Genomic DNA, 24,487 nt, shown 5'->3' on the forward strand with positions numbered 1-24,487 from the left:
GGACTGAAGTTTCTAGTTTTCGCCATCGTCTTCACCTGATTCATTATGTGAGTGATCATACACTCAAAATCAGGTGGCCAGATTTACTATGCCACTACACTCACCTGGATCGAACCATTAAACCGGTAGTCGTGATTCGTGGGGAGATTCCGGCCACGCCTAAAACCCTGAGTGGTGAGGAATATTTCGATATTTCTTCCTCAGAACTACGTTATTGGTCCATTTGCCAAAATGAGTACTACTCACAGAAAGTACAGGCGTGTCTGTATGACGAACAAATTTCCATCAATCCTGACGGTAGATACACTATCGTGACCAGCCTTCCTGAAGACCGCCCTTCCAACGCGACCTCTGATTGTGGTATTGGCTATCTCGAATGGGCAGAGCATGGCGATGGCTTTTCTATCATTGATGGTCGTGAAGATGATCTGACTAAATCTCTGCTGATTGTCCGCAATATGAAGCCAATGAACGGCTTTGAACAGACGATCCAGAACACCGAAACTCCTGGCGATGAAAGTGCTGTGATGGGTGAGTACCTGCCAACGGCACAGTATTACACGAGGGAAGAGTTTGAGGCCTTGGGCTGTGATGCCTATAACAGCCTCTGAGTGATTTACCTTTCCGGGCTACCTTCAACCCTGCGTTGAAGGTATTCGGAAGGTGTCATCTGGAACCAGTTCCTGAACGCTTTCAGGAACTGGCTCTTGGCCCGATAGCCCAAAAGAAAAGCTGTTTCGTTCGCATTGAAGCGATTTTGAACAAGATACTCCTCAACGAGTTTTTTCCTTTCCGACTGCAGAATTTCATTGAAGGTGAGATTCTCGCTTTTCAAGCGCCGTTGAAAGCTGCTCACACTCATACTGAAAAACATGGCTATGTTTTCACGCTTGGGTTCAATGAATCCCAGTACGGTGCGCAATGTCAGCCTGACTTGCTCGCTCATGGTTAAAGACGGGAACTGACTTTCCAGCATGTTAATGACCGCCCCCAGCTGTAGCTTGTTACCACTGATATCGGCTTGCCCATCAATGCGATAACTCAGCGCATTTTTACAGGAAGCAAAGCGCGGGATCTGGCGAAAGCTGCGTTTAAACAACGCAACGTTGATAGTTGCAGGTTGCCGTTGCAGTGTGACCAAGGAAGGAAGTGCGCCGCGTAAGGTGAAGACCAGGCGGGATAACCCCAGCATGGCTCCTTCAATCTGGTGGTAATTGATTACCCCCGGAACGGTTGGCAAGAAAGCGATTTCGATCTCCCCGCGTGATTCGTTCACCTCAATCACGACGACTTCCGATGCGATGCGGAAGTACCGCGCCACTAATCTGAGAATCAGGCTAAGGGGAACACTTTCCATGTGTTCTTTCATGGGCCTGAGAGCCATGTCAATGGATTGAAACAACGGCATGGCATGTACATCGATACGATCGATGATTTCCAGGCCCAGGTTTTCTTCCTGGGTGACCTCCGCAGCCATGCGAATATCATTGCTGACGATCTCAACCGGTATACGGCCGGAGGGGAAATCTTCAGGTGCCGCACGGGGAGTGCGTAATTGGGCCAGGAGTTCGAGCTTTCCCTGTTCGGTCAAAAACTGTCGCAGTGCAACACGGTTGGCTTGAATGGTGTGATAGTGAACGCTGTACTGCGTTTTTTTCTTGCTCATTATGACGTAATCACTCTACGGGATTCCGTGGAGATATGTCCCGGCTCCCGTCATTGCCTAGCTTCGCGTAACGCGAATCAGCATGCCGAACAGGGCATGGTCGAAATAGTACACCTGGTGGCCCGCAAGGCGGCGCTTCTCGTCGATGTCCACGTACAGGCGCTCGCCGTTGCTTTGCGTGTTAAACCAGATTTGTGGTGTTACATGGAGATAGCGGGATTTGCTGAACTGCAGGGTGCCTTCCAGTTCCGGTATTTCGCCGCCTTCGGTGGGCAGTGTTTGCCCGCCGCGCACATAGACCGGCAATGTCTCTGCTTTGCTGCCGATGGGTTGTTCCCAGGCGGCATGATACAGCTCGCGGTAGTCGCCGGTGCCTTCCATGCGTTCCAGCATATAACCAAGCACTTCGTCGTCCTGGGACAGCGGCTGCCAGGCGCCCCGGGCAACGGCATCCGGGTCGGCCGCTTCACTGGTTTCCGGTTGGCCAATGGTCACGGCCTGTGAGGCATAGTGAGGCTGCAGGCCAGTTGCCCAGATTTCTTCACTGCTGGCATTGTTTTGAGCAAACACCAGCACTTCCACTTTGTACCATCTTTGTGCGATAGCGGTGTTGCCTAACAGGACCAGAACAACCAACAGTAAAGCGCGATGCATTGAACACTCCTTGTGCCGCCTTATAACGCCGAATGCATAACGCACGACGCCGGATGCCTAAACTCTGACCGCCCCAAGATCAAAAACCTGTTTTCCGGTTTTATTGCATCAGGCGTCATGCGTCTGGCGTTTAATATGGGTGCCGACTATACCCCAATAAGCCTGGATTGCTCACGGGCGATGGGGTAATCGGCGCGGATTTTGTGACAAAAGCGTGGTTAACGGCTCGGTGTTACGCCTGTCTTCACCTGTGCCTTCAGCTTGCGCTGCCTGTCTTGATGCTTTGGGCTGCCAGGCGCGTCAGTAGTTCCTGCACGACCTGGATACGTTCCTCCGGTGTCTCGCTGTCTTCCACAAAACGCAGGGCGTTGGCCCCTTCCAGCTTGAAGCGGTTGGGGCCGGACTGGACCAGCTTGACGATGGTGAGCGGGTCCACCGGAGTGCGCTCACCAAATTCCAGTTTGCCGCCAGTGGCGTGGGCATCCAGGCGAATAATGCCCAGCCGTTCAGCCTGTTGGCGTAGTTCGGTCACGGCGAACAGGTTTTTCACCGGTTCCGGCAACAGGCCAAAGCGGTCGATCATTTCCACTTGCAGCTCTTTCAGCCCCGCGCGGGTTTTACAGCCAGCGATGCGCTTGTAGAGCGTGAGGCGGCCGAACACATCGGGCAGGTAGTCTTCCGGGATCAGCGCGGGAATGCGCAGGTTCAGTTCCGGGCCGCCGCTGAGGGGTTTTTCCACATCCGGTTGCTCGCCGCGTTTCAGCGCTTCCACCGCTTGTTCCAGCATTTCCATATAGAGGCTGAAACCGATGGTTTCGATGTTGCCATGCTGCTCTTCGCCGAGCAGCTCACCGGCACCACGGATTTCCATGTCCTGGCTGGCGAGCATGAAACCGGCGCCCAGGTCGGTGGCTTGCTCGATGGCTTCCAGCCGTTTGATGGCGTCCTTGGTCATCACCTTGGGGCTGGGGGTAATCAGGTAGGCGTAGGCCTGGTGGTGGCTGCGGCCCACCCGGCCACGGAGCTGGTGGAGTTGGGCCAGGCCGAGCTTGTCGGCGCGATCGATGATGATGGTGTTGGCGCTGGGCACATCGATGCCGGTTTCGATGATGGTGGTGCTCACCAGCACGTTGAAACGACGGTGGTAAAAGTCGCTCATCACCGCTTCCAGCTCGCGCTCGCGCATTTGCCCGTGGGCAATGCCGACCCGGGCATCGGGCACCAGCTTGCGAATATCCGCGGCGGTTTTCTCCATGGTGTCGATGTCGTTGTGCAGGTAATACACCTGGCCGCCGCGCAGCAGTTCGCGAAGCAGGGCTTCCTTGATGGCGGTGTCGTTGTGTTGCTGTACGAAGGTCTTCACCGACAGGCGTTTTTGCGGCGGTGTGGCGATGATGGAAATATCACGCATGCCGCTCATGGCCATGTTCAGGGTGCGCGGAATGGGGGTGGCGGTGAGGGTGAGAATGTCACACTCGGCGCGCATCTGTTTCAGGCGTTCCTTGTGGCGCACCCCGAAGCGGTGTTCTTCATCGACAATAATCAGGCCTAGATTGTCGAAAGCCACGGTTTCCTGGAGTAGCTGGTGGGTGCCTACCAGAATATCCACTTTGCCTTCCTTGAGCCGTTGCAGCACCTGGGTCTTTTCCTTGGCGCTGCGAAAGCGCGACAGCACTTCGATATTTACGGGCCAGTCGGCAAAACGGTCAGTGAAGGATTCGTAGTGTTGCTGTGCGAGCAGGGTGGTTGGCACCAGTACCGCGACCTGGGTCTGGTTTTCCACGGCCACGAAGGCGGCGCGCATGGCCACTTCGGTTTTGCCGAAGCCCACGTCACCACAAACCAGCCGATCCATGGGCTGGCTGGATTGCATGTCGGCCACCACGGAGGCGATGGCGGCTTGCTGGTCCGGGGTTTCCTCGAAGGGAAAGCCGGCACTGAAACGGTCGTAGTCGTTCAGGTCCACATCGAACTGACGACCTTCCCGGGCCTCGCGGCGGGCGTAAGTGTTCAGCAGTTCGGCGGCCACATCATGGATTTTTTCGGCGGCTTTCTGGCGGGCCTTGGTCCACTGCTCGGTGCCGAGGCGATTCAGTGGCGCGGTGTCGCCGCCACCGTAACGACTGATCAGGTGCAAAGAGGACACCGGCACATAGAGTTTGTCGCCGCCGGCGTATTCCAGCAGTAAAAACTCGTGTTGCTGGCGGTGCACTTCCATGTGGGTGAGGCCCAGATAGCGGCCCACGCCGTGTTCCAGATGGACCACTGGGGAGCCCACGGTCATTTCGCCCAGGGAGCGGAAGGCCTGTTCGGCGGCGCCATCGTCGCTGCTGGATTTACGGCGCCGGCGTTGCAACACCCGTTCGCCGTACAGATCGTTTTCGGTGACCACTAACAACGCATGTTCCGGAGCGTAGAAACCCGCATCCAGTTCACCCCGGGTCAGGCTCCAGCGCGCCGGGTTGGCAATGAAATCTGGCCAGTTGTCTTTCATGGCCGGCTGGATCTGAATTTTCTGCATCAGCTCCAGCAACGCTTCCCGGCGACCGGCGGTTTCCGCACAGATCAGGATGTGGGTGTCCGGGTGTGCGTCGGAAAAAGTATGCAGCAGGGCAAGCGGATTATTGGCGCGCACATCGGCGGTGAGCGCGGGCATGGGGGCCACATCAAAGTGAATAGCCTGGTCTGCGCCGCCCGAATCGCTAGTGGTCTGGCGCGCGCGCGGGTGCTGTTTCAGGGCCGCGTTCAGTTCGTCCGGGCGCAGGAACAATTGCCAGGGGGGCAGAATCGGGCGGTGAATATCGTGGCGGCGGGATTCGTGGCGTTGCTCCACATCCTGCCAGAAATGCTCGATGGCGCTCTGGCAGTCAGCCAGTTCTACCAGGCGCACATCGTCGGGCAGGTAATCGAACAGGGTGGCCATCTGCTCGAAAAACAGCGGCAGATAATATTCCAGGCCGGGTGCTGCCAGGCCGTCCGTCACATCCTGATAGAGAGGGACGTGACGGGTATCCACGTCAAAGGTATCGCGGAAGTTGCTGCGGAAGCGGGCGATGCCTTCAGCGCTGAGGGGGAATTCCGCCGCGGGCAGCAGGGTGATGTCGTCCACTTTGCCAGTGGAGCGCTGGCTTTCCGCTTCAAACAGGCGCAGGGATTCGATTTCATCGTCGAACAGTTCGATACGAAATGGCTGCTCGGCGCCCATGGGGTAGATATCCATGATCGCCCCACGCACGGCAAATTCGCCGTGCTCGTACACGTTATCCCGCTGTCGATAGCCGCTGGCGACCAGCCGGCTGCGGGTGGCTTCCATGTCGAAGCGATCGCCCACCTTGAGCAGGAAACTGTTGCCGGTGATGTGGATCGGCGGCGCCAGGCGCTGCATCAGCGTATTGACCGGCACCACCAGAATGCCTTTGTGAGTGGCGGGCAACTGATGCAGCACCTGAATGCGGTCGCTGATGATGTCCTGGTGTGGGCTGAACAGGTCGTAGGGCAGGGTTTCCCAGTCCGGGAACAGCATGACCGGCGTTTCACTGCCGGCCAGATAGAAGCTCAGGGAGTCGGTAAGCTGCTGGGCACGACTGCTGTTGGGTGCCAGGATCATGAACAGGTGGTCTTCGCTGCGGGCCAGTTCGGCCAGTACGGCAGCCATGCTGCCGGCATTGAGGCCGGCCCAGTCCTTGTAGTGCTCTCGCCCGCTGGGAAAGAGGTTGCTGTCGGGGAGTAGCTTCATCGAGACCTGTTCCTGCGCATTCGGTGAGATATCAGGCGGCGTATTGTAGCCAAGGGTGACGGTGCCGTCAGCGCCGTCTACACTGCGGGCATCATTTGGGGAGGTGGCATGATCACATTACAACAATGGAAAGACTGTGAAGGGCAGGCGTTCGCGCTGGAAAATGGCGAAAGTTTGACGCTGGCGGAAGTGAATGTGCCGGTGTCCCCCGAGGGCTGGGAGTGCTTTTCCCTGCTGTTCGCGGGCCCGCTACAACTGGAGCAAGGGGCGGTGGTTATGCGCAACGAGACGCTGGGTGAGGCGTCCGTGTTTCTGGTGCCGGTGGGGCCGCTAGGCGCCAGCGATGGTACCTACCATTTCGAGGCGGTGTTCAATCGCCAGCTTGCCAGCGCATAAGCAGGTAGACGCCCTTGTCTTCCTGCTCCTCAAAGCCCAGCCGAAGGTAGAGTCGCCGCGCCGGGTTGTTCGTTTCCACGTGAATGGTCAGGGGCTTGCCGGACTGGCGAGCCCGTGATTGCAAGGTGGAGAGGATCTGTGATCCCAGTCCTGTACCACGAAAGGCGGGCAGCAGGGCGATGTCCACAATGCGGATCTCTTGCTCCCAGTCCGAGACATACAGCCTCCCGGCGGTCTCCCCGTTGAGTTCGATCAGGTGCCGTTCCGCTTCCGGATAATGCTTGAGGTAGTGTTCGTGCTGCGCTTTTGCCTGCAGGGTCAGAAAGGCATCCTGCTGCGCCTGGGGCCAGCCGGTTTGCGCCACTTCTTCCTGACGGGTGCTGGTGTAGATGGCCAGTAACATCGGCGTGTCGCTGTCACTGGCCGGGCGTAAACGGTAGCTGTGCATTACGAAGGGGAAGGGTAGATGCCGAACAGGGCCACAATGAAATGCACAAACAGTTGTGGTGTGGTGTGCGCTTGGCCCACGGGAAGCGCCTCCCAGGTCTGTTGTGTTTTCCCCAGGCCGCGATCAATGCTGACGCTGGTGGTAGCCGCAACCGCGCCACTGGCATTGCCGCCACTTTTGTCGCCCAGATGAACCTCAGGAAGCCCCGGGCCCTTGCCGGCGTGCACCGGGGAGCGGCCACGACAATCCGGTAGGCCGAATGTGGTGCTGCCGTCGCCACCGTAAATGGTGCCGAACAGGGAGAACAGTGCATCGTTTTGCGATATCGCTAATAGTTGACCATCACAGAATGCCCAGCCTAGCGGGGCATAATTGCCGGCAAACATGCGAATCTCGCCGATAAAGGGTTCAGACATAGGGACCTCTCGTTAGCTGCGGGGTGGGAAAATCCCTTGCAGGGCGATGGCAAAGTTAAGCGCGATGGTGGGCATCTGCGCGCCTTGGGTGGCAACTGGTGTGCTATTCAGGGTGCTGTCCAGGTTGCGGTCCAGTGTCAGGCTGTCCAGGGTTTCTCCGTCGTCGGTGTCGCTCAGGGTTCCCCCTTTGCTGCCTTGGCTGATGTTGCCGGATGCCAGATGCATTGGGGTGCGGCCGCGCAGGTCTGGAAGCGCAAAGCTGGTTCTGCCGTCGCCGCCGTAGGTGGTCCCCAACAGAGAATACAGAGACTGGTTTTGGTTGATTGGCAGAATCTGACCATCGCAAAAGGCCCAGCCTCTGGGGGCAAAGTTGAAGCCGTAAATGCGGATTTCAGCGAGAAAGGGTTCGCTCATCAGTGGGGCTCCTAGCTTCTGAATGGGTAGAGCCCTTGCAGGGCAATAATATAGTTCACGCCCAAGTAAGGGTGACGCTGATCGCCAGCAGGTATTTTGGCGGTAATAGTGCGCGTGGTCTGGTTACTGCCTAATCCACGATCTGGTGTGACGCCTTGCACCACCGTTACGCTGGACTGGGTGTTATTCACCCGCTGGCCCGGGTCGTAATCTCCAAGCCCGGGGGCATGACCGGGGTGCGCTGGTGCTCGGCCTTGCAGGTTTGGCAAATTGAATACCGTTGTGCCATTCCCGCCATAAATGGTGCCAATCAGGCTGAACAGGGCGGCGTTTTGATTAATAGGCAAAAGTTGCCCGTTGCAGAACGCCCAGTTGCGAGGGGCAAAATTACCCGCAAAGATGCGGATTTCGGCGATAAAGGGTTCGCTCATAGTGACCTCATACGCTGATCAGCAGGTTACTGCCCGGTTGCCAGCTCAAGTGAGCCAGCTGCTGGGCGCCGGTTTGGGGGAGTGCCAGTAGCGGAGTGGAACGATCTGCCCAGCAAAGTTGTTTCTGGCACCGGTCCATCACCAGTAGCTGGTCGTTGACGGCGGTCAGCCCGCTGGGCATGTTCATGGCGCTCACTTCACTCCCCAGGCTAAGGCCGGCCAGGGTGAAGTGATGCAGACGCCGGTCACCGACAGTGAGCAGGCTGATGCGATCCCCGGTTTTGGCCAGTGAGGCAGGGCCATTCAGGGGGCGATCGCTCTCTATCCATTGGCTCGCCCCTGTGCGCAGATTCAGGCGCATCAGCCGGTGGCCGTGCACGTCCGCAATCAATGCGTGTTCGCGATGAAGGACAAAGTCAGCAGGCTCCAGCAGCTCGGTCAGGCTGATTTGGCGCGCCTGTGAACCGTCAGGCCGGTGCCAGCGGAGCTGGCGCTGGCCGCGATCGAGCAGGACAACGTTGTCGCCATCCAGTGCGGCGGCCACGATACGGGTTTCGTAGGGGGCGCCGGTGGTGAGGCTCTGAATGCTGCCATTGCGTTGCCACAGTGCCTGGCGACCATGATCGCTGACCTGCAGTCGCTGGTTGTCGCCCAGGGCAATGGCGCGGGCGCCATTGACCAGTTCTACGCGGGTGGCAGTGGCACCCGCAAGCAGAGGGGTGCTTAACAGCACGCCGGCCGCGCCCCCTGCAGCGATGAATTGCCGTCGGGTGATGGTCATTAGTTGGTAACCGCGCAAGTAATGGTGATAGCGGCAGGGGTTGCTGCCACGCCGGTTTGCCAGGTTTCGCAGCTGCCACTCCAGGTGCCTGCAGCACTGGGGTAGCTGTTGGTGATGTAGCTATCACTGGCGCACTGAACACCGCCAGCCAGAACGACACCGCTGCTGCACTGACAGCTTGTCGCGCTGTTACAGGTGCTATGGGCAATATTGCTGGTGCTGAAGGTGCCGGCGGGGCCGGTCATGCCAGTGGGGCCCATTGGGCCTTGGGGCCCCATCGAGCCGGGAGTCCCAGGAGGCCCCATCGAGCCGGGAGAGCCGGGAGGACCCATTATGCCGGGAGAGCCAGGGGGGCCCATCATGCCAATGGGCCCCATGGGGCCTTGCAAGCCTTGAGGGCCGACAGGTCCTTGTGCGCCGTCAGCTCCAGCGGGACCTACAGGACCAATAGGCCCGGTTGCACCATCAACGCCATCAACGCCGTCAGCACCAGCAGGCCCCGCATCACCGGTATCGCCTTTTGGACCAACCAATCCGCTATCCGGGCCAACCCATTCGCCGTTTTCATTAATCAGCAGTTGCCCGTCAATGCTCAGGGAGAGTGGTTCAATATCACCAGTGACCTGTTCGGCTTCACGGGCCTGAAAGGCGTAGGGGACGCTACCGGTGGTAACCGCAAGGCGCGGCATCATTTCGCTGTCGCCATCGATGGCCAGGCCCAGTTCGACCTGATCGCTGCCGAGTAAATCGTCGGGTAGCGGGTTGCTGGCGTCGTCGCCGAGAACCACGCTGTAGCGGCCGTCTTCGGCGGTAATTACCTGGGTTTCAGTCCACAGTACCGCGCCGAGCCCCTGGGGATCGGTGGCGGTGCCGCCGGCGGTTTGATATTCCGTGGTGCGCCCGGACATATCGTAAAGGGTGACCTCCACATCAAAGGTGCCGTGTAAAGGGCGCTGGCTACTGAGGTCGGTGAGATATCCCTGAACTACCAGGCGGGAAGGGACTTCTGCGTGGGCAGAAGTTGTGGCAAGCGCGCAGAAAACCCCTATTGCCGCCAGGCAATAGCGAAGTGATTGAAGCATCAGATTGTCCCCCAGGAGATGCAGAAGGTCGGGCCTTCTTTAGTCGTTGAGTACATATTAGGCATTTCTTTGTTAAACAAACAAGCTGTATCCGCTATTGCGCCTGCCTACTTTCCAGTATGTCGTCAATCTCAAAATTCTTTTTAGTTGCAGGTAGTATGGCGACCATTGGTTTTATTGCGCTGAGGATTGGCTATGAAAGCACCGGTTCAGGAGCTGATGGGTCTGTTTGACCTGGAACAGTTGGAGAACAATTTGTTTCGCGGGCAGAGCGAGGCCAATGGCCAGCGCAGCGTATTTGGGGGGCTGGTGGCCGGGCAGGCGCTGCTGGCGGCATCGCGGACGGTGGATGAGAGTCGCCCTGTGCATTCGCTGCATGCCTATTTTCTGCGCCCGGGGGACTTCAATATACCGATTGTCTATGACGTGGACCGTATCCGTGACGGCAAGAGCTTTACCACACGCCGGGTGAACGCGATCCAGCATGGCCGACCGATTTTTTCTCTGGCGGTGTCCTACCAGGTGGCCGAGGAGGGCGTTTGCCATCAGGCACCGATGCCGGAGGTGCCGGGCCCGGAGGGGCTGGAAAACGATGAGGCGATTCGCTTGAAGCTGGTGGATCGCTTGCCGGAGCAGTACCGGCAGGATTTCCTGACCGAGCGCCCGGTGGAGTTTCGCCCGGTAACGCCGCAGGACTCCATTTCCTCTGAGCCCAAACCGCCGATCCGCGAAGTCTGGTTCCGGGTGGTGGATCGGGTCGAGGCCGACTCTATGACCCAGCGGGCACTACTGGCCTACTGTTCGGACTTCGGCCTGATGGGCACCGCCATGCTGCCCCACGGGATGAATTTCTGGCAGCCCAATGTGCAGTGCGCCAGTATCGACCATGCCATGTGGTTCCATGATGACTTCCGTATTGATGAATGGCTGCTGTACCGCAGTGACAGTCCTTTTGCCGGCGGTTCCCGTGGCCTGAACTTCGGTTCCATCTATCGCCAGGACGGCACGTTGGTGGCGTCGGTGGCCCAGGAAGGGCTGATGCGTTTGCACCCCTCTGACAGCCCGGCGGAATGACACAGCTGATTGACCTGCTGGAAGAGGTGCGCGCTTGCCGGCTGTGTGAGCCGCACCTGCCTCGGGGGCCGCGGCCAGTGGTGCAGGCCGGGGAGGGGGCACGGCTGTTGATCGTGGGCCAGGCGCCGGGGACGCGTGTTCATGAAACCGGCATTCCCTGGAATGACCCGTCCGGTGAACGGTTGCGGGACTGGCTGCAGATCGGCCCTGAAACGTTCTACGACGCGGACCAGGTGGCGATAGTGCCCATGGGGCTGTGTTACCCGGGGCGCGGGAAAGGCGGCGATCTGCCGCCGCGCCCGGAATGCGCGCCGCAATGGCACGATCGGTTGCTGGCGGAGCTGCCGAATCGGCGTCTGACGTTGCTGGTGGGGCAGTACGCCCAGCGTTACTACCTGCCGCAGCCGGGTAAAACGCTCACCGACAATGTGCGGCATTTTGCCCGGGCGCTGGAGGCGGGGTTTTTCCCGTTGCCCCATCCCAGCCCCCGCAATCGCCTGTGGCTGCGCCAGCGGCCCTGGTTTGATGAGGAAGTGGTGCCGGTGCTGCGCGAACAAGTGGCCAGCGCTTTGCAAGCACCGCCTGCGGGATGATAAGGCTGATGCACTGGCGGTTTGTTTCGGCCAGGGCCGAATCATGGCGCGCAATATCCCCGTAACCCGGGTGGATAATGCGGCTTTTTGGCGCTATTATGCGCGCCCCGAACTCCACCACCGCAGGTGGGACGGGAAGCAGGGCAATGACGCCGCTTTCCGCCGCCTGAACCCAAACTGAGAGGGCCATCTCCGTGAGCAAACTGGAAGACCATTTCGGACGCTGGAAAAATCGCGAAGAAATTGCAGAAGCCATGATCCCCATGATCGGCCGCCTGCATCGTGAAAAGAACGTTACCACGACCGTGTACAGCCGTTCCCTGGTCAACAAGTCTGTTATCCAGATTCTGAAGAGCCACCGTTTCGTCAAGCAGGTCGAAGATTCCGAGCTGTCTGTGGTCGATACCTTCCCGATCCTTCAGGAAGTGGCGAAGTCGGATCTCGGCCCTTGCCGGATTGATGTCGGTAAACTGGCGGTGGAGTACAAAAAGGACAATCGCGGCCTGTCTATTGAAGACTACGTGCGCGAAGAGCTGGCGGAAGCGGTGAGCAGCAAGGTTGGCATGCCTGAGCGTACCGATGTGGTGCTGTACGGCTTCGGTCGTATCGGCCGTATTCTGGCTCGCCTGCTGATCGAAAAAGCCGGCTCCGGCGATGGCCTGCGCCTGAAGGCTATTGTGGTACGCGAATCTGGCAAGGGTGACCTGCAGAAGCGCGCCAGCCTGCTGCGTCGTGATTCCGTTCACGGCCCGTTCGCCGGCACCATTGCCGTGGACGAAGAAGAGAATGCGATCATCGCCAATGGCAACTTCATCAAGGTAATCTACTCCAGCGACCCGGCATCCATCGATTACACTGATTATGGCATCAGCAATGCCGTGGTAATCGACAACACCGGTAAGTGGCGTGATGAAGAAGGCCTGTCCCAGCACCTGCAGTGCAACGGTGTATCCCGCGTGATGTTGACGGCGCCGGGCAAGGGCAACATGAAGAACATTGTTCACGGCGTGAACAATGATCTGATCGAAGACAGCGACAAGATCATTTCCGCGGCCAGCTGTACCACCAATGCCATCGTTCCGCCGCTGAAAGCGCTGGAAGACAAGTTCGGTATCGAGTTTGGCCACGTGGAAACCGTGCACTCCTACACCAACGACCAGAACCTGCTGGATAACTTCCATAAAGGTCCCCGTCGTGGTCGTTCTGCGCCACTGAACATGGTGCTGACCGAAACCGGTGCGGCCACTGCGGCCACCAAAGTATTGCCGAACCTGAACGGTAAGCTGACCGGTAACTCCATTCGCGTTCCAACCCCGAACGTGTCCATGGCGATCCTGAACCTGACTCTGGGCAAGGAAACCACCCTGGAAGAGCTCAACGATTACCTGCGTTGGGTGAGTCTGCATTCTCCATTGCAGCGCCAGGTGGATTTCGTAAGCAGCCCGGATGCGGTGTCTACGGATTTCGTCGGCTCCCGTCACGCCTCCGTGATCGACGCGGAAGCGACCATCGTGAATGGCCGCCACTGTGTGCTGTATGTGTGGTATGACAACGAGTTCGGCTACAGCTGCCAGGTGCTTCGCATCCTGCAGCAAATCTCCGGGGTGGAATTCCCGGCGTATCCAAAGGACTGAACCCCGGAATGAAGAAGCCCGCCCTGCGGGCTTTTTTTCGGTGCATTTCCTGTTTTTAAGTCGCACCAAGATGGTTCCATGCGACAAAAGGCGGGTCTGACGGTGCTGGCGAACAGGCAGGTACGACTTTATAATGTGCCCGCCGGGTTTTTGTCGGCATCCATTGCATATTCCGGAATTTGCGAACACTCCCGGTAATTCCCTGTTTTTCAGGGCGATCTGGGGGTGTGCCTCGACTTCAGCAACACGCAACGTGGGCGAGAAACTATGATTAAAATCAGGAAGGGCCTTGATCTGCCCATCGCTGGTGCGCCGCGCCAGACGATTGAGGAAGGTCATCAGGTTCGTTCTGTTGCCGTGCTCGGCGGTGACTATGTGGGGATGAAACCCACTATGGAAGTCCGCGAGGGAGACGTGGTCAAGAAAGGCCAGCTGATCTTCACGGACAAGAAAACCGAGGGTGTGAAATACACCGCTCCTGCTGCCGGTAAGGTGATTGCGATCAATCGTGGTCACAAGCGCGTGCTTCAATCCGTGGTGATTGAAGTGGCAGACCAGGAAGATGAAGTCACCTTTTCCTCTCACAACGCCGATCAGCTGGCTTCCCTGGACCGCGAAGCGGTACAGCAACAGCTGGTGGATTCCGGTGAGTGGACCCTGCTGCGTACCCGCCCGTTCGGCAAAGTGCCGGCACCCGGCAGTACCCCCAATTCCCTTTTCGTTTCCATTCTCGACACTAACCCCCTGGCGCTGGACCCGGCGGTGGTGATCAAGGAAAACGAGCAGGCCTTCCGCAATGGTCTGGTGGTGCTGAGCCGCCTGACGGACGGTCCGGTATGGGTGTGTCGTGGTCCGAACACGGACCTGCCGAGCTTTGCCGGTGGCCAGGTGCGTGAAGAAGCGTTTGCGGGCAAGCACCCGGCGGGCAATGTGGGTACCCACATTCACCACCTGGATCCGGTGGGCCTGCACAAAACCGTCTGGTCCGTGGGGTATCAGGACGTGATTGCCATTGGCAACCTGTTTACCGACGGCAAGATCAGCTCCGCCCGTGTGGTTGCGCTGACCGGCCCGCAGGCAAAAACACCGCGTGCCCTGCGCACCCGTGTTGGCGCCAGTGTCGATGATTTCGTTCAGGGCGAGCTGAAAAGTGGCGATAACCGCCTGGTATCCGGCTCTGTGCTGAACGGTCACAACGCCCGTGGCCCGGTGGCCTGGCTGAGCCGCACCACCAGCCAGCTGACGGTCCTGCGTGAAGGCCATGAACGTGAGCTGCTGGGTTACATCTCCCCCGGCACCAACCGTTTTTCGGTGATGAACATCTACCTGTCCAAGCTGATGCCGGGCAAGCGCTTCAACTTCACCACCACCACCAACGGCTCCGAGCGTGCCATGGTGCCGGTGGGGGCCTATGAAGAAGTGATGCCGCTGGACATTCTGCCGACGCAACTGCTGCGCGCATTGGTGGTTGGTGATACCGACAGCGCCACGGCCCTCGGTGCCCTGGAGTTGCTGGAAGAAGACCTGTCCCTGTGCACCTTCGTGTGCCCGGGCAAATATGAATACGGTCCGATTCTGCGCGACAACCTGACCACGATTGAGGCGGAGGGCTGAGCATGGGTATGAGAAAGTTTCTGGATGACAAAGTGTCCCCCCATTTCCATGAGGGTGGCAAATTCGAGAAGTATTACACCTTCTACGAAATGTTCGACACCATGCTTTACACCCCGGATTCGGTAACCCGTTCCGCGGCCCACGTGCGTGATGGTCTCGATCTGAAGCGGATCATGATGACGGTGTGGTTCTGCACCTTCCCGGCGATCCTGTTCGGTCTGTGGAACACCGGTTATCAGGCCAACCTGCAGATTGCCGAGCTCGGTGCCAGTCCGCTGGCCGGCTGGCGCAGTGACCTGGTGGCGGCGCTGACCGGGTTTGATCCGGCGAGTATCTGGGCCAACGTGCTGCATGGTGCGGTCTACTATATTCCCATTCTGATTACCGTCTACCTGGGTGGTTTCATCTGGGAAGGCCTGTTCGCGTGGAAGCGCGGCCATGAGGTTAACGAAGGCTTCTTCGTGACCGGTATTCTGTTCACCCTGATTCTGCCGCCGTCGATTCCGCTGTGGCAGGTCTTCCTGGGGATTTCCTTTGGTGTCGTTATCGGCAAGGAAGTGTTCGGGGGAACCGGCAAGAACTTCCTCAACCCGGCACTGGTTGGCCGTGCGTTCCTGTACTTTGCTTACCCGGCGCAGATGTCCGGTGACGCAGTCTGGACCGCCGTGGACAACTTCTCCGGCGCCACCTCCCTGTCTCTGGCCGCCTCTGGCAGCCTGAACTACGCGGCTGGCCTGACCGGTAATGCGCTGACCGAAGGCGCGGCGGCGGCGGCCGCCAGCCTGAGCTGGATGAATACCTTCCTGGGTAACATTCAGGGCAGCATCGGTGAGACGTCCACTCTGGCTATCCTGATCGGTGGCGCGGCCCTGTTGATGACCAAGATTGCTTCCTGGCGCATTGTGCTGGGCGTGTTCCTGGGCATGGTGGGCATGTCTGCGTTGTTCAACGTGATCGGGTCCGAGACCAACGCCATGTTCGGCATGCCGTGGTACTGGCACCTGAGTGTGGGTGGTTTCGCCTTCGGCATGATCTTCATGGCCACCGATCCGGTGTCTGCGTCCATGACCAACACCGGTAAATACATCTTCGGTGCCCTGATTGGTGTGATGACCGTCCTGATCCGGGTAATCAACCCGGCCTTCCCGGAAGGCATCATGCTGGCAATCCTGTTCGGTAACCTGTGTGCGCCGCTGATTGACTACTTTGTCACTCAGTCAAACATTCGCCGTCGTCTGCGTCGTACCGGGGGAGAAGTGTAATGGCTGGAAAAAATGAAAGCGTCGGCAAGACTTTGCTGGTTGCCTTCCTGGTGTGTGTGGTCTGCGGTGTGGTGGTTGCTACCGCCGCCGTGAGCCTGCGCCCGGTGCAGAACGAAAACAAGCTGATCGACAAGCGCATGAACATCCTGCTTGCCGCCGGCATGTACGACGCTAGCCAGGACGTGAACGAGCAGTTCAAGTCCATCGAGCGCAAGTTTGTCGACATCGATAGCGGTGACTATGTCGAAATGCCGGAAAGCTACGATCAGCGTACCGCCGCCAAGGATCCGGCCCAGTCCGAGCGCCTTAGTGGTGACGTGGACATCGCCGGTATCAAGAACCAGGCGGACGTGGCTGAGGTATATCTGGCCCGTGGTGATAATGGCGAACTGAGCCGCATCATCCTGCCGGTTCACGGCTATGGTCTGTGGTCCACGCTTTACGGTTTCCTGGCGCTGGAGCCGGATGCCAACACCGTGGCCGGTCTGGGTTTCTATGAGCATGGCGAAACCCCGGGCCTGGGCGGTGAAGTGGATAACCCCAAATGGAAGGCCCTGTGGCATGGTAAGAAGCTGTACGGTGATCAGGGCGAGGTGGAAATCCAGGTCATCAAGGGTACGGTGGAAAGCAACACCCCGAATGCTGAACACAAGGTGGACGGCCTGGCCGGTGCTACCCTGACCAGCAACGGTGTCAGCAACCTGCTTCGCTTCTGGGTCGGCGAGAACGGCTTTGGCCCCTACCTGAAGCGCATGCAGCAAGGTGGCGGTGATGTGGCAGAAGCCACTGATGCCGTTGAATCCAGCGAGCAGCCGGAAGGAGACGCGTAATGGCGGAGAAAACCAAGGACATTCTGTTAGGTCCGATTTTCGACAACAACCCCATCGCGCTGCAGATCCTGGGTATCTGTTCCGCGCTGGCGGTAACCAGCAACCTGAGTACTACGGTCACCATGTGTATCGCATTGACCGCAGTAACCGCGTTTTCGAACTTCTTCGTAAGCTCGATTCGCAACAGCATTCCTTCCAGCATTCGGATCATCGTGCAGATGACCATTATTGCGTCGCTGGTAATCGTGGTGGATCAGTTTCTTAAAGCGTACGCCTACAGCATTTCCAAGCAGCTGTCGGTGTTCGTGGGGTTGATCATCACCAACTGTATCGTGATGGGCCGTGCGGAAGCCTTCGCCATGAAGAATCCGCCGATCCCGTCTTTCCTGGATGGTGTGGGCAATGGCCTGGGCTACTCCGCGATCCTGTTGGGCCTCGGCTTTACCCGTGAGTTGCTGGGTGCCGGTAGCCTCTTCGGTCATCAAATTCTGCCCAAGGTGTCCGAGGGTGGCTGGTATATGACCAACGGCATGATGCTGCTGCCGCCGAGCGCTTTCTTCCTGATCGGGTTGTTCATCTGGGCCATCCGTGCGTGGAAGCCGGAGCAGGTAGAGCCGGACGACTTCAAGATGAAGCCACACACCCGTGTCAGCGACGCGTTTTAACGGAGACGAGGAATGTTTGAACATTATCTGAGCCTGTTCGTCCGCGCCGTCTTTGTTGAAAACATGGCGCTGGCCTTCTTCCTGGGCATGTGTACGTTTATAGCCGTATCCAAGAAGATCTCGACTGCTATTGGCCTGGGGATTGCCGTGGTGGTGGTACTGACCATCACCGTGCCGGTGAACAACCTGCTGCTAACCTACCTGCTTGATGAAGGGGCACTGGCCTGGACCGGTGTGCCGGCGCTGGCCGAACTGGATCTGCGTTTCCTGGGGCTGCTCAGCTACATTGGCGTTATCGCCGCGCTGGTGCAGATTCTGGAGATGACCCTGGACAAGTATGTGCCGAGCCTCTACAACGCGCTGGGTATCTTCCTGCCGCTGATTACCGTGAACTGCGCCATTCTGGGTGCTTCCCTGTTCATGGTGGAGCGTGACTACACCCTGGGTGAGTCCATGGTATACGGCGTGGGTGCCGGTACCGGGTGGGCGCTGGCGATTACATTGCTGGCGGGTATCCGCGAAAAGCTCAAGTACAGCGACGTACCGGATGGTCTGAAAGGTCTGGGCATCACTTTCATCACCGTGGGTCTGATGTCACTGGGCTTCATGTCATTTTCCGGCGTGCAGCTGTAAGGGGAGAGTTGAATCATGAGTGTTGAGATTATTCTCGGTGTCGTCATGTTCACTGCCATTGTGCTGGCGCTGGTGGCGGTGATTCTTGCTGCCCGTTCCCGTCTGGTGGCAACCGGTAACGTACACATCGATATTAACGACGATGCCGAAAAAGGCATTGATGCGCCTGCCGGCGGCAAGCTGTTGGGCACCCTGGCAGACCAGGGGATTTTCCTGTCCTCCGCCTGTGGTGGCGGTGGTACCTGTGCGCAGTGTCGCTGCCAGGTGCTCGACGGTGGGGGAGACATTCTTCCCACCGAAGAAGGCCACTTCACCAAAGGGCAAATTCGCGATGGCTGGCGCCTGAGCTGCCAGGTCAACGTGAAGCAGGACATGAAGATCCAGGTGCCGGAAGAATTCTTCGGCGTGAAGAAGTGGGAATGCGAGGTTATTGCCAATAATAACGTTGCCACTTTCATTAAAGAGCTGACGCTGAAATTGCCGGAAGGCGAAAACGTGGATTTCCGCGCGGGTGGTTATGTGCAGCTGGAAGCGCCGCCCTTTGATGTGAAGTTTTCCGACTTCGACATCGACGAGGAATACCGCGGTGACTGGGAACGTTTCAAATTCTTCGACTTGAACACCAAGAACAACGAAGAAGTGATTCGCGCCTATTCCATGGCCAACTACCCGGAAGAAAAGGGCATTCTGAAGTTCAATATCCGTATCGCGACGCCGCCTCCGGGGTCCAAGGATATTCAGCCCGGGATCATGAGCTCCTACGTCTTCAACCTGAAACCGGGTGACAAGATCACCGTATTCGGACCCTTCGGTGAGTTCTTCGCCAAGAAGACCGATGCGGAAATGGTGTTCATCGGTGGTGGTGCGGGCATGGCACCCATGCGTAGCCATATTTTCGACCAGCTCAAGCGGTTGAGCTCCAAGCGCAAGATCAGCTTCTGGTACGGTGCACGGAGTGTGCGTGAGTGCTTCTACAATGAAGAGTACGATCTGCTCGCGGACGAGAACGATAACTTCGAGTGGCATCTGGCCCTGTCGGATCCGCAGCCCGAAGACAACTGGGATGGCCTCACCGGCTTTATCCATAACGTGTTGTTCGAACAGTACCTGAAGGACCATCCGGCTCCTGAAGACTGCGAGTACTACATGTGTGGTCCGCCGATGATGAACGCCTCGGTAATCAAGATGCTCGAAGATCTTGGTGTGGAACCGGAAAATATCCTGCTGGATGACTTCGGCGGATGATTCCAAACGCCGGCCTTCGGGCCGGCGTTTCTTTAAGTTGAAAGTTCAAAGTTTAAAGTTGAAAAGGTAAGCGGTGATCTTGTGCATTTCCCTGCGAAATCGCTCGTCGCGGTTATAGCCGTGTCAGCGTGGTGTCTGGGCAACGCGCGTTTGAACTTTAACCTTTGAGCTCGCTCCTGCTAACCACCGGACCATGACAATGCCCCGCATTCTTCCTCTGCTGATTGTCTCCCTGGCGCTGCTGCTGACGGGCTGTGATGACAGCAAGAATCGCCTGTCTGTACTCAGTGGTCCCACCATGGGAACCACCTGGAGCGTCAAATACACCGGCACCCCGGATGAAGGCGTGGAAGCGTTGAAGGGGGAGATCGAAGCGGCGCTGGAGCAGGTGAACGCCCAGATGAGCACCTACCGCCCGGATTCCTCCCTAAGCCGTTTCAACAATGCCGAGCCGGGGGCACTGATGAATCTGCCCGCAGATACGGTGAAGGTGCTGCTGGCCGCGTTCTCCCTGTCGGAACAAACCGGCGGCGCCTATGACGTGACGGTGGGGCCGCTGGTTAACCTGTGGGGCTTCGGACCGGACCCGAACCGATTCGAGCCGCCAGAGGCCAGCGAAGTCGAGACAGCGAAGGAACGGGTTGGCTGGCAGAAACTGCTGCTCAGCGACCAGCAATTGCTGCAACCCGGCGGCGTGTATGTGGATCTGTCATCCATTGCGAAAGGCTTTGCGGTGGACAAGGTGGCGACCTTACTGGATAGCCATGGGGTGAATAACTACCTGGTAGAAGTCGGCGGAGAACTGCTGGGCAAGGGCAGCAAGCCCTATAAACAGCCCTGGCGGGTTGCCGTGGAACGCCCGATTGCGGGCGTTCGCGAGGTGGAGCAGGTGGTAGACCTCAAGAACATGGCCGTGGCCACCAGTGGCGATTACCGGAACTTCTTTGAGTCGGAAGGCCGCTTGTATTCCCATACCATTGATCCCCGTACCGGTTACCCGGTGGAGCACCAGTTGGCCTCGGTGTCCGTTTTGCACAAAAGTGCCATGATGGCCGACGGCCTGGCCACCGCCATGACGGTGCTGGGCCCGGATGAAGGAATGGCTTTCGCCAAAGACCATGAACTGGCAGTCTTTTTTATTGTCAGAACCAATAAGGGCGTGGAAGAGTTATCGACTCCCGCCTTCGATGCAATTGTGGAGGGTAAGTAACATGTTCATGACCATTGTGGCAGCAGTAGTTTTCATTGGCCTGCTTTTCGCCGGCATGGCTGTGGGCGTGATTCTTTCCAACAAGCCGGTTAAAGGCTCCTGTGGTGGCCTGGCCTCACTGGGCATGAAACAGGACTGTGAAATCTGCGGCGGTAACGACGACGCATGCGAAGAGAATGCCCGCAAGGTGAACAGCGAAAAAGCAGCCGCTCTGGGTAAGGACGTGATGAAGATGTAAGCCCGTGCCCGGCCACAAGAAGCCCGCCCTGTGCGGGCTTTTTTGTGCCTGAACGACCGGTAGGAACATCGCTGGCGGCGCGATAACAGCAGTTGCGAGTTGCGAGAAGTGTGTTTCGAAAAGAAAAACCTCAAAGAGCGGAAAATTCAGGTTTTCGTGACTCGAAACTCGCTTTTCGAAACGGCTTTATTGCGATGTTCATGCAACAAAGCGTTATTCAGGGGCGGCTCAATATCACTGCCGTGCGCAGCTTTGCCTGGCCGTATTGTCGCATCTGATCAAACTTTTCCCGAGTGATGGGCACGTGTTGGCAATCCATCGGCACCTGGTCTTCGCCGGGGTCGGGGTCATGTATGTAGAAGCATTCTTCGTCGCTGCCGCTGATAGCCACCCAGTGTGGCGCCTTGCGGCCATCCAGCCGCCAGGTGCTGATCAGCACCAGAACGATGCTGCCGGCGGTAATGGCCTTGTCCACGTCAGCGGCGCTGAAATCTTCGTAACAGACGGGAATTTTTTGCTGCGCACATTCGCTGACAAAGTGGTTATGCAGGGTGGTGATAACCGCTTTTTTATCGCTGTCGCGCACTGAATCCACAAACAGGGGGCCGGTCTGGTTACACCAGACGCGGGCGTTGAGGCCACGGTGTCGGGCGGCCAGTGCCAGCCCCAACGGGTGGCAGCCACCATGACCTGCGGTCATGAAAATGGTGGTGGCTTCGCGCCACAGCAACAGTTCTTCTGTGGTCGTGGGCGTTTGCTGTTTCAGCGCGGCCAGGGCCATTAACAGGCAGGCGGGGCCACAGGTGAACGGAGTCGTTTGCTGGACCCAGGGTAAATGCTGCGGGTTGGAAGTGCCGCGTAGATTTTTCGGTTGATAGTGAAGGCGTTTTTGATAACGCAGGGCGTCTTCGTGGTCTTCGTAATAGTCAGCCCTCTGGGCAAACAGGCGGTAACCCAGGCGTTCGTACAAGGCGATAGCTGTGGTGTTGTCCTTGCGCACCTCCAGGCGGAGGAACAGGCGCCGCTGCTGGTGAGCATAATCTTCGGCGGCGTCCAGTAAGTGCTCGCCGAGTTTTTTGCCCCGTTGCTGAGGATCCACCGCAATGGAGTAAAGCCGGGCAAGGCGCGTACCGGGCTGCAACAACACCAGCGCATAGCCTGCCAGTTGCTGCTGTTCATCCAGCGCAACGATCAAGCCGGCGTGTTGGCGCTTGAGCCATTTACGGAAACTGCGGCGCGACAATCGATCAGAAGAAAAGCAACGCTGTTCCAGCGCGGTGAGCGCATCCAGGTCGTCGGGGAGAGCGGGGCGGAGGGAGAAAGCGCACATAATCCTGTGTCCTTGAGTGCGTTCAGCATAAGGCAGCGGTTATGTTCCCGCCAGCATTATTGCTGCGACCAGCGGTGGTGGCCGGGCGGTCAGCGCGGCATACTGACCACAACCAACAGGGAGGGTATCGATGCACAAGCAGGATCCGGTGAGAGGATTGATATTGTCCGGCGGTGGCGCGCGCGGCGCCTACCAGGTCGGTGTGCTGGCGGCGATTGCGGAGATGGTGCCTCGTGGTGCGCCCAACCCGTTTCCGATCATCTGTGGCACCTCGGCGGGGGCGATCAATGCGGCGGCGCTGTCAGCCAATGCTGGCAACTACCGCGCTGCGGTGCGAGGGCTTGAACGAGTCTGGTCGAATATTACCGCAGAGCAGGTTTACCGCACGGACCTGTACGCCTGTCTGCGGGGCGTGATGCGCTGGTTTTTCTCTGGCGTGGCCACGGGCAAAACCCCGGAGCGCAGCTCCCTTCTTGATAACACGCCACTGCAGCGGTTGTTGTCACTGGTGATTAATTTTCGCCGTATCCAGGAGAGTCTGGATCAGGGGCACCTGCGGGCATTGGCGATTACGGCCTCTGCCTATGCCAGTGGTGAGTCGGTGAGCTTTTTTCAGGGCGCGGATGAATTGCCCGAATGGATCCGGGCGCGTCGCAAGGGCAAGCGTTCGAACATTGGGGTGGAGCACTTGTTGGGATCGGCGGCCATTCCTATCCTGTTTCCTGCCAGCAACGTGGACGGCGCCTATTATGGCGACGGGGCGCTGCGCCAGTTGGCACCGTTGAGCCCGGCGCTGCATCTGGGTGCCACGCGCTTACTGGTGATTGGTGTCTCCGGCAACGTCAGTGCCGGGCATCAGCGTCGGCTCAGTGGCTACCCTTCCATGGCCCAGGTGCTGGGGCATGTGTTGAACAGTGTGTTCGTGGATACCCTGGAAGGGGACGTGGAGCGGCTTGAGCGAATCAATCACACCTTGTCTGCTCTGGGCGAGCGCACCCGTAGAAAGCACGGTATCAAGCTTCGCGAAGTGGATGTGCTGAAAATTTATCCCTCGCGGCCCATTGATGAAATTGCGGCGGAGCATATTCGTGAATTGCCCCGCACCTTGCGATTTTTCCTGCGCAGTTCCGGGGCGACCCGTTCCCCCGGGGCCAGCGCCATGAGTTATCTGCTGTTTGAGCCCGGCTTCACCAATGCCTTGATCGAGATGGGGCGCAAGGACGCCATGGCCCGTAAAGAAGAGATCATGGCGTTTCTTAACGATCAGCCGTTGATGGAGGCCGCTTCCGAAGAGCCGTAACGGTGTTTGCGGCGGAAGTGGCTGACAAAGCTGGTGGGGAAGTCTGTGATGATGCTGTGCACTTTCAGTTTGGCCAGCCGTTCGGCTTCGGTCAGGTCGTTCACCGTCCACACGGACACTTTCAAGCCCCGTCGTTTGGCACGGCGCATCAACGCCGGGCCGACCAGCGAGTAATGTGCGATCACCCAGCTGCAGCCCAGCCCCTTGGCGCGGCGAGTGGGTTGCAGGTAACGATGTTGGCACACGTAACCCCGCTCGATATCCGGGGCCATGGTGCCGATCATGCGTAGAAAGCCGGTGTGGCTGGAGGTAATTACCACCCGTGATTGCAGCTGCTGATCATGGATCATGTGCGTGAGGTGATGAGCCAGCTGGTGGAGGACGGTACGGTCTGCGCCTTTCACCTCGAACTGAAAACGCATATCCGGGCCGCAGAGTTCAACCACTTCCTGCAGTGAGGGAATGCCGGTGGGGCTGTGCCAGCCGGGGGTATTGCGGCGGGCATCCATCACGCCAAGCTGGGCACGGGTGTACTGGCGTACATTGCCGCGGACACCGGTGGTGCGGGTGACGTCGCTGTCGTGCAGCACGATCAATTGGCCATCGGAGGACAGCCGCACGTCCAGTTCCATTTCCGTCACACCGGCTTCAATGGCCACTTGAAAGCTGGCCAGCGTGTTCTCCGGCGCTTCGCCGCGGGCGCCACGGTGGCCTACCAGAGCAGGGTAGGCAGAAGGGTTCGTCAGGTCGGTCATTGGCACAGTCATAGCGCTATTCTTTGCGAGAAAGATGACAGCGCTGTGACCTGGACACAAGAGGCAGTGTTGTCATTTTT

General features: G+C 58.4%; 25 protein-coding genes. 14 read left to right on the plus strand and 11 right to left on the minus strand.

Features of this window, described 5'->3' with window-relative positions; translation table 11 throughout:
• Positions 1-611, plus strand: a 611-nt coding sequence (locus CL546_RS14970) for a hypothetical protein (RefSeq protein WP_290496401.1), incomplete at its 5' end; no start/stop codon positions are given.
• Between the two features lie 5 nt (positions 612-616).
• On the opposite strand, the gene CL546_RS14975 is transcribed toward CL546_RS14970, so the two are convergent.
• The 3 genes from CL546_RS14975 to mfd form a co-directional block, all read right to left on the minus strand.
• Complete coding sequence (locus CL546_RS14975; RefSeq protein ID WP_290496403.1) at positions 617-1,666, minus strand: helix-turn-helix transcriptional regulator; 1,050 nt, start codon at positions 1,664-1,666, stop codon at positions 617-619.
• A gap of 57 nt (positions 1,667-1,723) precedes the next feature.
• Positions 1,724-2,320 carry a peptidoglycan binding protein CsiV gene (locus CL546_RS14980; protein ID WP_290496405.1) on the minus strand — a complete coding sequence of 199 codons (597 nt, stop codon included), beginning with the start codon at positions 2,318-2,320 and terminating at the stop codon, positions 1,724-1,726.
• Positions 2,321-2,576: 256 nt separating this feature from the next.
• Positions 2,577-6,056 carry a transcription-repair coupling factor gene (mfd, locus tag CL546_RS14985; RefSeq protein ID WP_290496407.1) on the minus strand — a complete coding sequence of 1,160 codons (3,480 nt, stop codon included), beginning with the start codon at positions 6,054-6,056 and terminating at the stop codon, positions 2,577-2,579.
• Between the two features lie 108 nt (positions 6,057-6,164).
• On the opposite strand from mfd, the gene CL546_RS14990 reads away from it, so the two are divergent.
• Entirely contained in the window at positions 6,165-6,452 is a 288-nt protein-coding gene (locus CL546_RS14990) for a DUF6916 family protein (RefSeq protein WP_290496409.1), read from the plus strand.
• Here CL546_RS14990 and CL546_RS14995 read toward each other — a convergent pair.
• From CL546_RS14995 to CL546_RS15020, 6 genes are read right to left on the minus strand one after another with little or no spacing between them, the layout of a single operon-like run.
• Positions 6,427-6,900, minus strand: a complete 474-nt coding sequence (locus CL546_RS14995; protein WP_290496411.1) for a GNAT family N-acetyltransferase — start codon at positions 6,898-6,900, stop codon at positions 6,427-6,429. The two genes, CL546_RS14990 and CL546_RS14995, sit on opposite strands and share 26 nt — an antisense overlap.
• Positions 6,900-7,316 carry a phage tail protein gene (locus tag CL546_RS15000; RefSeq protein ID WP_290496412.1) on the minus strand — a complete coding sequence of 139 codons (417 nt, stop codon included), beginning with the start codon at positions 7,314-7,316 and terminating at the stop codon, positions 6,900-6,902. Before CL546_RS15000 ends, CL546_RS14995 begins: the two co-directional genes overlap by 1 nt.
• Positions 7,317-7,328: 12 nt before the next feature.
• Entirely contained in the window at positions 7,329-7,730 is a 402-nt protein-coding gene (locus CL546_RS16535) for a phage tail protein (RefSeq protein WP_366604486.1), read from the minus strand.
• An 11-nt stretch (positions 7,731-7,741) separates the two neighbouring features.
• On the minus strand, positions 7,742-8,161 hold the full coding sequence (locus CL546_RS15010; RefSeq protein WP_290496414.1) for a phage tail protein: 420 nt from the start codon (positions 8,159-8,161) through the stop codon (positions 7,742-7,744).
• Positions 8,162-8,168: 7 nt separating this feature from the next.
• Positions 8,169-8,942 (minus strand): NHL repeat-containing protein, encoded by a 774-nt coding sequence (locus CL546_RS15015; RefSeq protein WP_290496416.1) that lies wholly within the window; start codon positions 8,940-8,942, stop codon positions 8,169-8,171.
• Complete coding sequence (locus tag CL546_RS15020) at positions 8,942-10,024, minus strand: collagen-like domain-containing protein (RefSeq protein ID WP_290496418.1); 1,083 nt, start codon at positions 10,022-10,024, stop codon at positions 8,942-8,944. The genes CL546_RS15015 and CL546_RS15020 overlap by 1 nt, the downstream gene beginning before the upstream one ends.
• A gap of 195 nt (positions 10,025-10,219) precedes the next feature.
• Here CL546_RS15020 and CL546_RS15025 point away from each other — a divergent pair, with 195 nt between their 5' ends.
• The 11 genes from CL546_RS15025 to nqrM all read left to right on the plus strand — a co-directional run bounded on the left by CL546_RS15025 (position 10,220) and on the right by nqrM (position 21,022).
• A complete protein-coding gene (locus CL546_RS15025; RefSeq protein ID WP_290496420.1) occupies positions 10,220-11,098 on the plus strand; it encodes an acyl-CoA thioesterase in 879 nt (292 codons plus the stop codon).
• Positions 11,095-11,691, plus strand: a complete 597-nt coding sequence (locus CL546_RS15030; protein ID WP_290496422.1) for a uracil-DNA glycosylase family protein — start codon at positions 11,095-11,097, stop codon at positions 11,689-11,691. The genes CL546_RS15025 and CL546_RS15030 overlap by 4 nt, the downstream gene beginning before the upstream one ends.
• 194 nt (positions 11,692-11,885) lie before the next feature.
• Positions 11,886-13,325, plus strand: a complete 1,440-nt coding sequence (locus CL546_RS15035) for a glyceraldehyde-3-phosphate dehydrogenase (RefSeq protein WP_290496424.1) — start codon at positions 11,886-11,888, stop codon at positions 13,323-13,325.
• Positions 13,326-13,592: 267 nt separating this feature from the next.
• Complete coding sequence (locus CL546_RS15040) at positions 13,593-14,939, plus strand: Na(+)-translocating NADH-quinone reductase subunit A (RefSeq protein ID WP_290496426.1); 1,347 nt, start codon at positions 13,593-13,595, stop codon at positions 14,937-14,939.
• A gap of 2 nt (positions 14,940-14,941) precedes the next feature.
• Positions 14,942-16,201 (plus strand): NADH:ubiquinone reductase (Na(+)-transporting) subunit B, encoded by a 1,260-nt coding sequence (locus CL546_RS15045; protein ID WP_290496429.1) that lies wholly within the window; start codon positions 14,942-14,944, stop codon positions 16,199-16,201.
• Positions 16,201-17,031 carry a Na(+)-translocating NADH-quinone reductase subunit C gene (locus tag CL546_RS15050; RefSeq protein WP_290496431.1) on the plus strand — a complete coding sequence of 277 codons (831 nt, stop codon included), beginning with the start codon at positions 16,201-16,203 and terminating at the stop codon, positions 17,029-17,031. The genes CL546_RS15045 and CL546_RS15050 overlap by 1 nt, the downstream gene beginning before the upstream one ends.
• Positions 17,031-17,696 (plus strand): NADH:ubiquinone reductase (Na(+)-transporting) subunit D, encoded by a 666-nt coding sequence (locus CL546_RS15055; RefSeq protein WP_007148629.1) that lies wholly within the window; start codon positions 17,031-17,033, stop codon positions 17,694-17,696. The genes CL546_RS15050 and CL546_RS15055 overlap by 1 nt, the downstream gene beginning before the upstream one ends.
• A 12-nt stretch (positions 17,697-17,708) precedes the next feature.
• On the plus strand, positions 17,709-18,329 hold the full coding sequence (gene nqrE, locus CL546_RS15060) for an NADH:ubiquinone reductase (Na(+)-transporting) subunit E (RefSeq protein WP_007150757.1): 621 nt from the start codon (positions 17,709-17,711) through the stop codon (positions 18,327-18,329).
• Positions 18,330-18,344: 15 nt separating this feature from the next.
• On the plus strand, positions 18,345-19,574 hold the full coding sequence (gene nqrF, locus CL546_RS15065) for an NADH:ubiquinone reductase (Na(+)-transporting) subunit F (protein ID WP_290496435.1): 1,230 nt from the start codon (positions 18,345-18,347) through the stop codon (positions 19,572-19,574).
• A 199-nt stretch (positions 19,575-19,773) separates the two neighbouring features.
• On the plus strand, positions 19,774-20,784 hold the full coding sequence (locus CL546_RS15070) for an FAD:protein FMN transferase (RefSeq protein WP_290496437.1): 1,011 nt from the start codon (positions 19,774-19,776) through the stop codon (positions 20,782-20,784).
• A 1-nt stretch (position 20,785) separates the two neighbouring features.
• A complete protein-coding gene (gene nqrM, locus CL546_RS15075; RefSeq protein WP_290496439.1) occupies positions 20,786-21,022 on the plus strand; it encodes a (Na+)-NQR maturation NqrM in 237 nt (78 codons plus the stop codon).
• Between the two features lie 217 nt (positions 21,023-21,239).
• Here nqrM and CL546_RS15080 read toward each other — a convergent pair whose 3' ends face one another.
• Complete coding sequence (locus CL546_RS15080) at positions 21,240-22,352, minus strand: GNAT family N-acetyltransferase/peptidase C39 family protein (protein WP_290496440.1); 1,113 nt, start codon at positions 22,350-22,352, stop codon at positions 21,240-21,242.
• A gap of 130 nt (positions 22,353-22,482) precedes the next feature.
• Between CL546_RS15080 and CL546_RS15085 the strand changes: the two genes are divergently transcribed.
• A complete protein-coding gene (locus CL546_RS15085; RefSeq protein ID WP_290496441.1) occupies positions 22,483-23,652 on the plus strand; it encodes a patatin-like phospholipase family protein in 1,170 nt (389 codons plus the stop codon).
• Here CL546_RS15085 and CL546_RS15090 read toward each other — a convergent pair.
• Positions 23,616-24,407, minus strand: a complete 792-nt coding sequence (locus CL546_RS15090; protein WP_290496442.1) for a glycerophosphodiester phosphodiesterase — start codon at positions 24,405-24,407, stop codon at positions 23,616-23,618. The genes CL546_RS15085 and CL546_RS15090 overlap by 37 nt on opposite strands.
• Between the last annotated feature and the right edge of the window lie 80 nt (positions 24,408-24,487).

The sequence above is a fragment of the Alcanivorax sp. genome (assembly GCF_002726155.1).
GTDB lineage: Bacteria > Pseudomonadota > Gammaproteobacteria > Pseudomonadales > Alcanivoracaceae > Alcanivorax.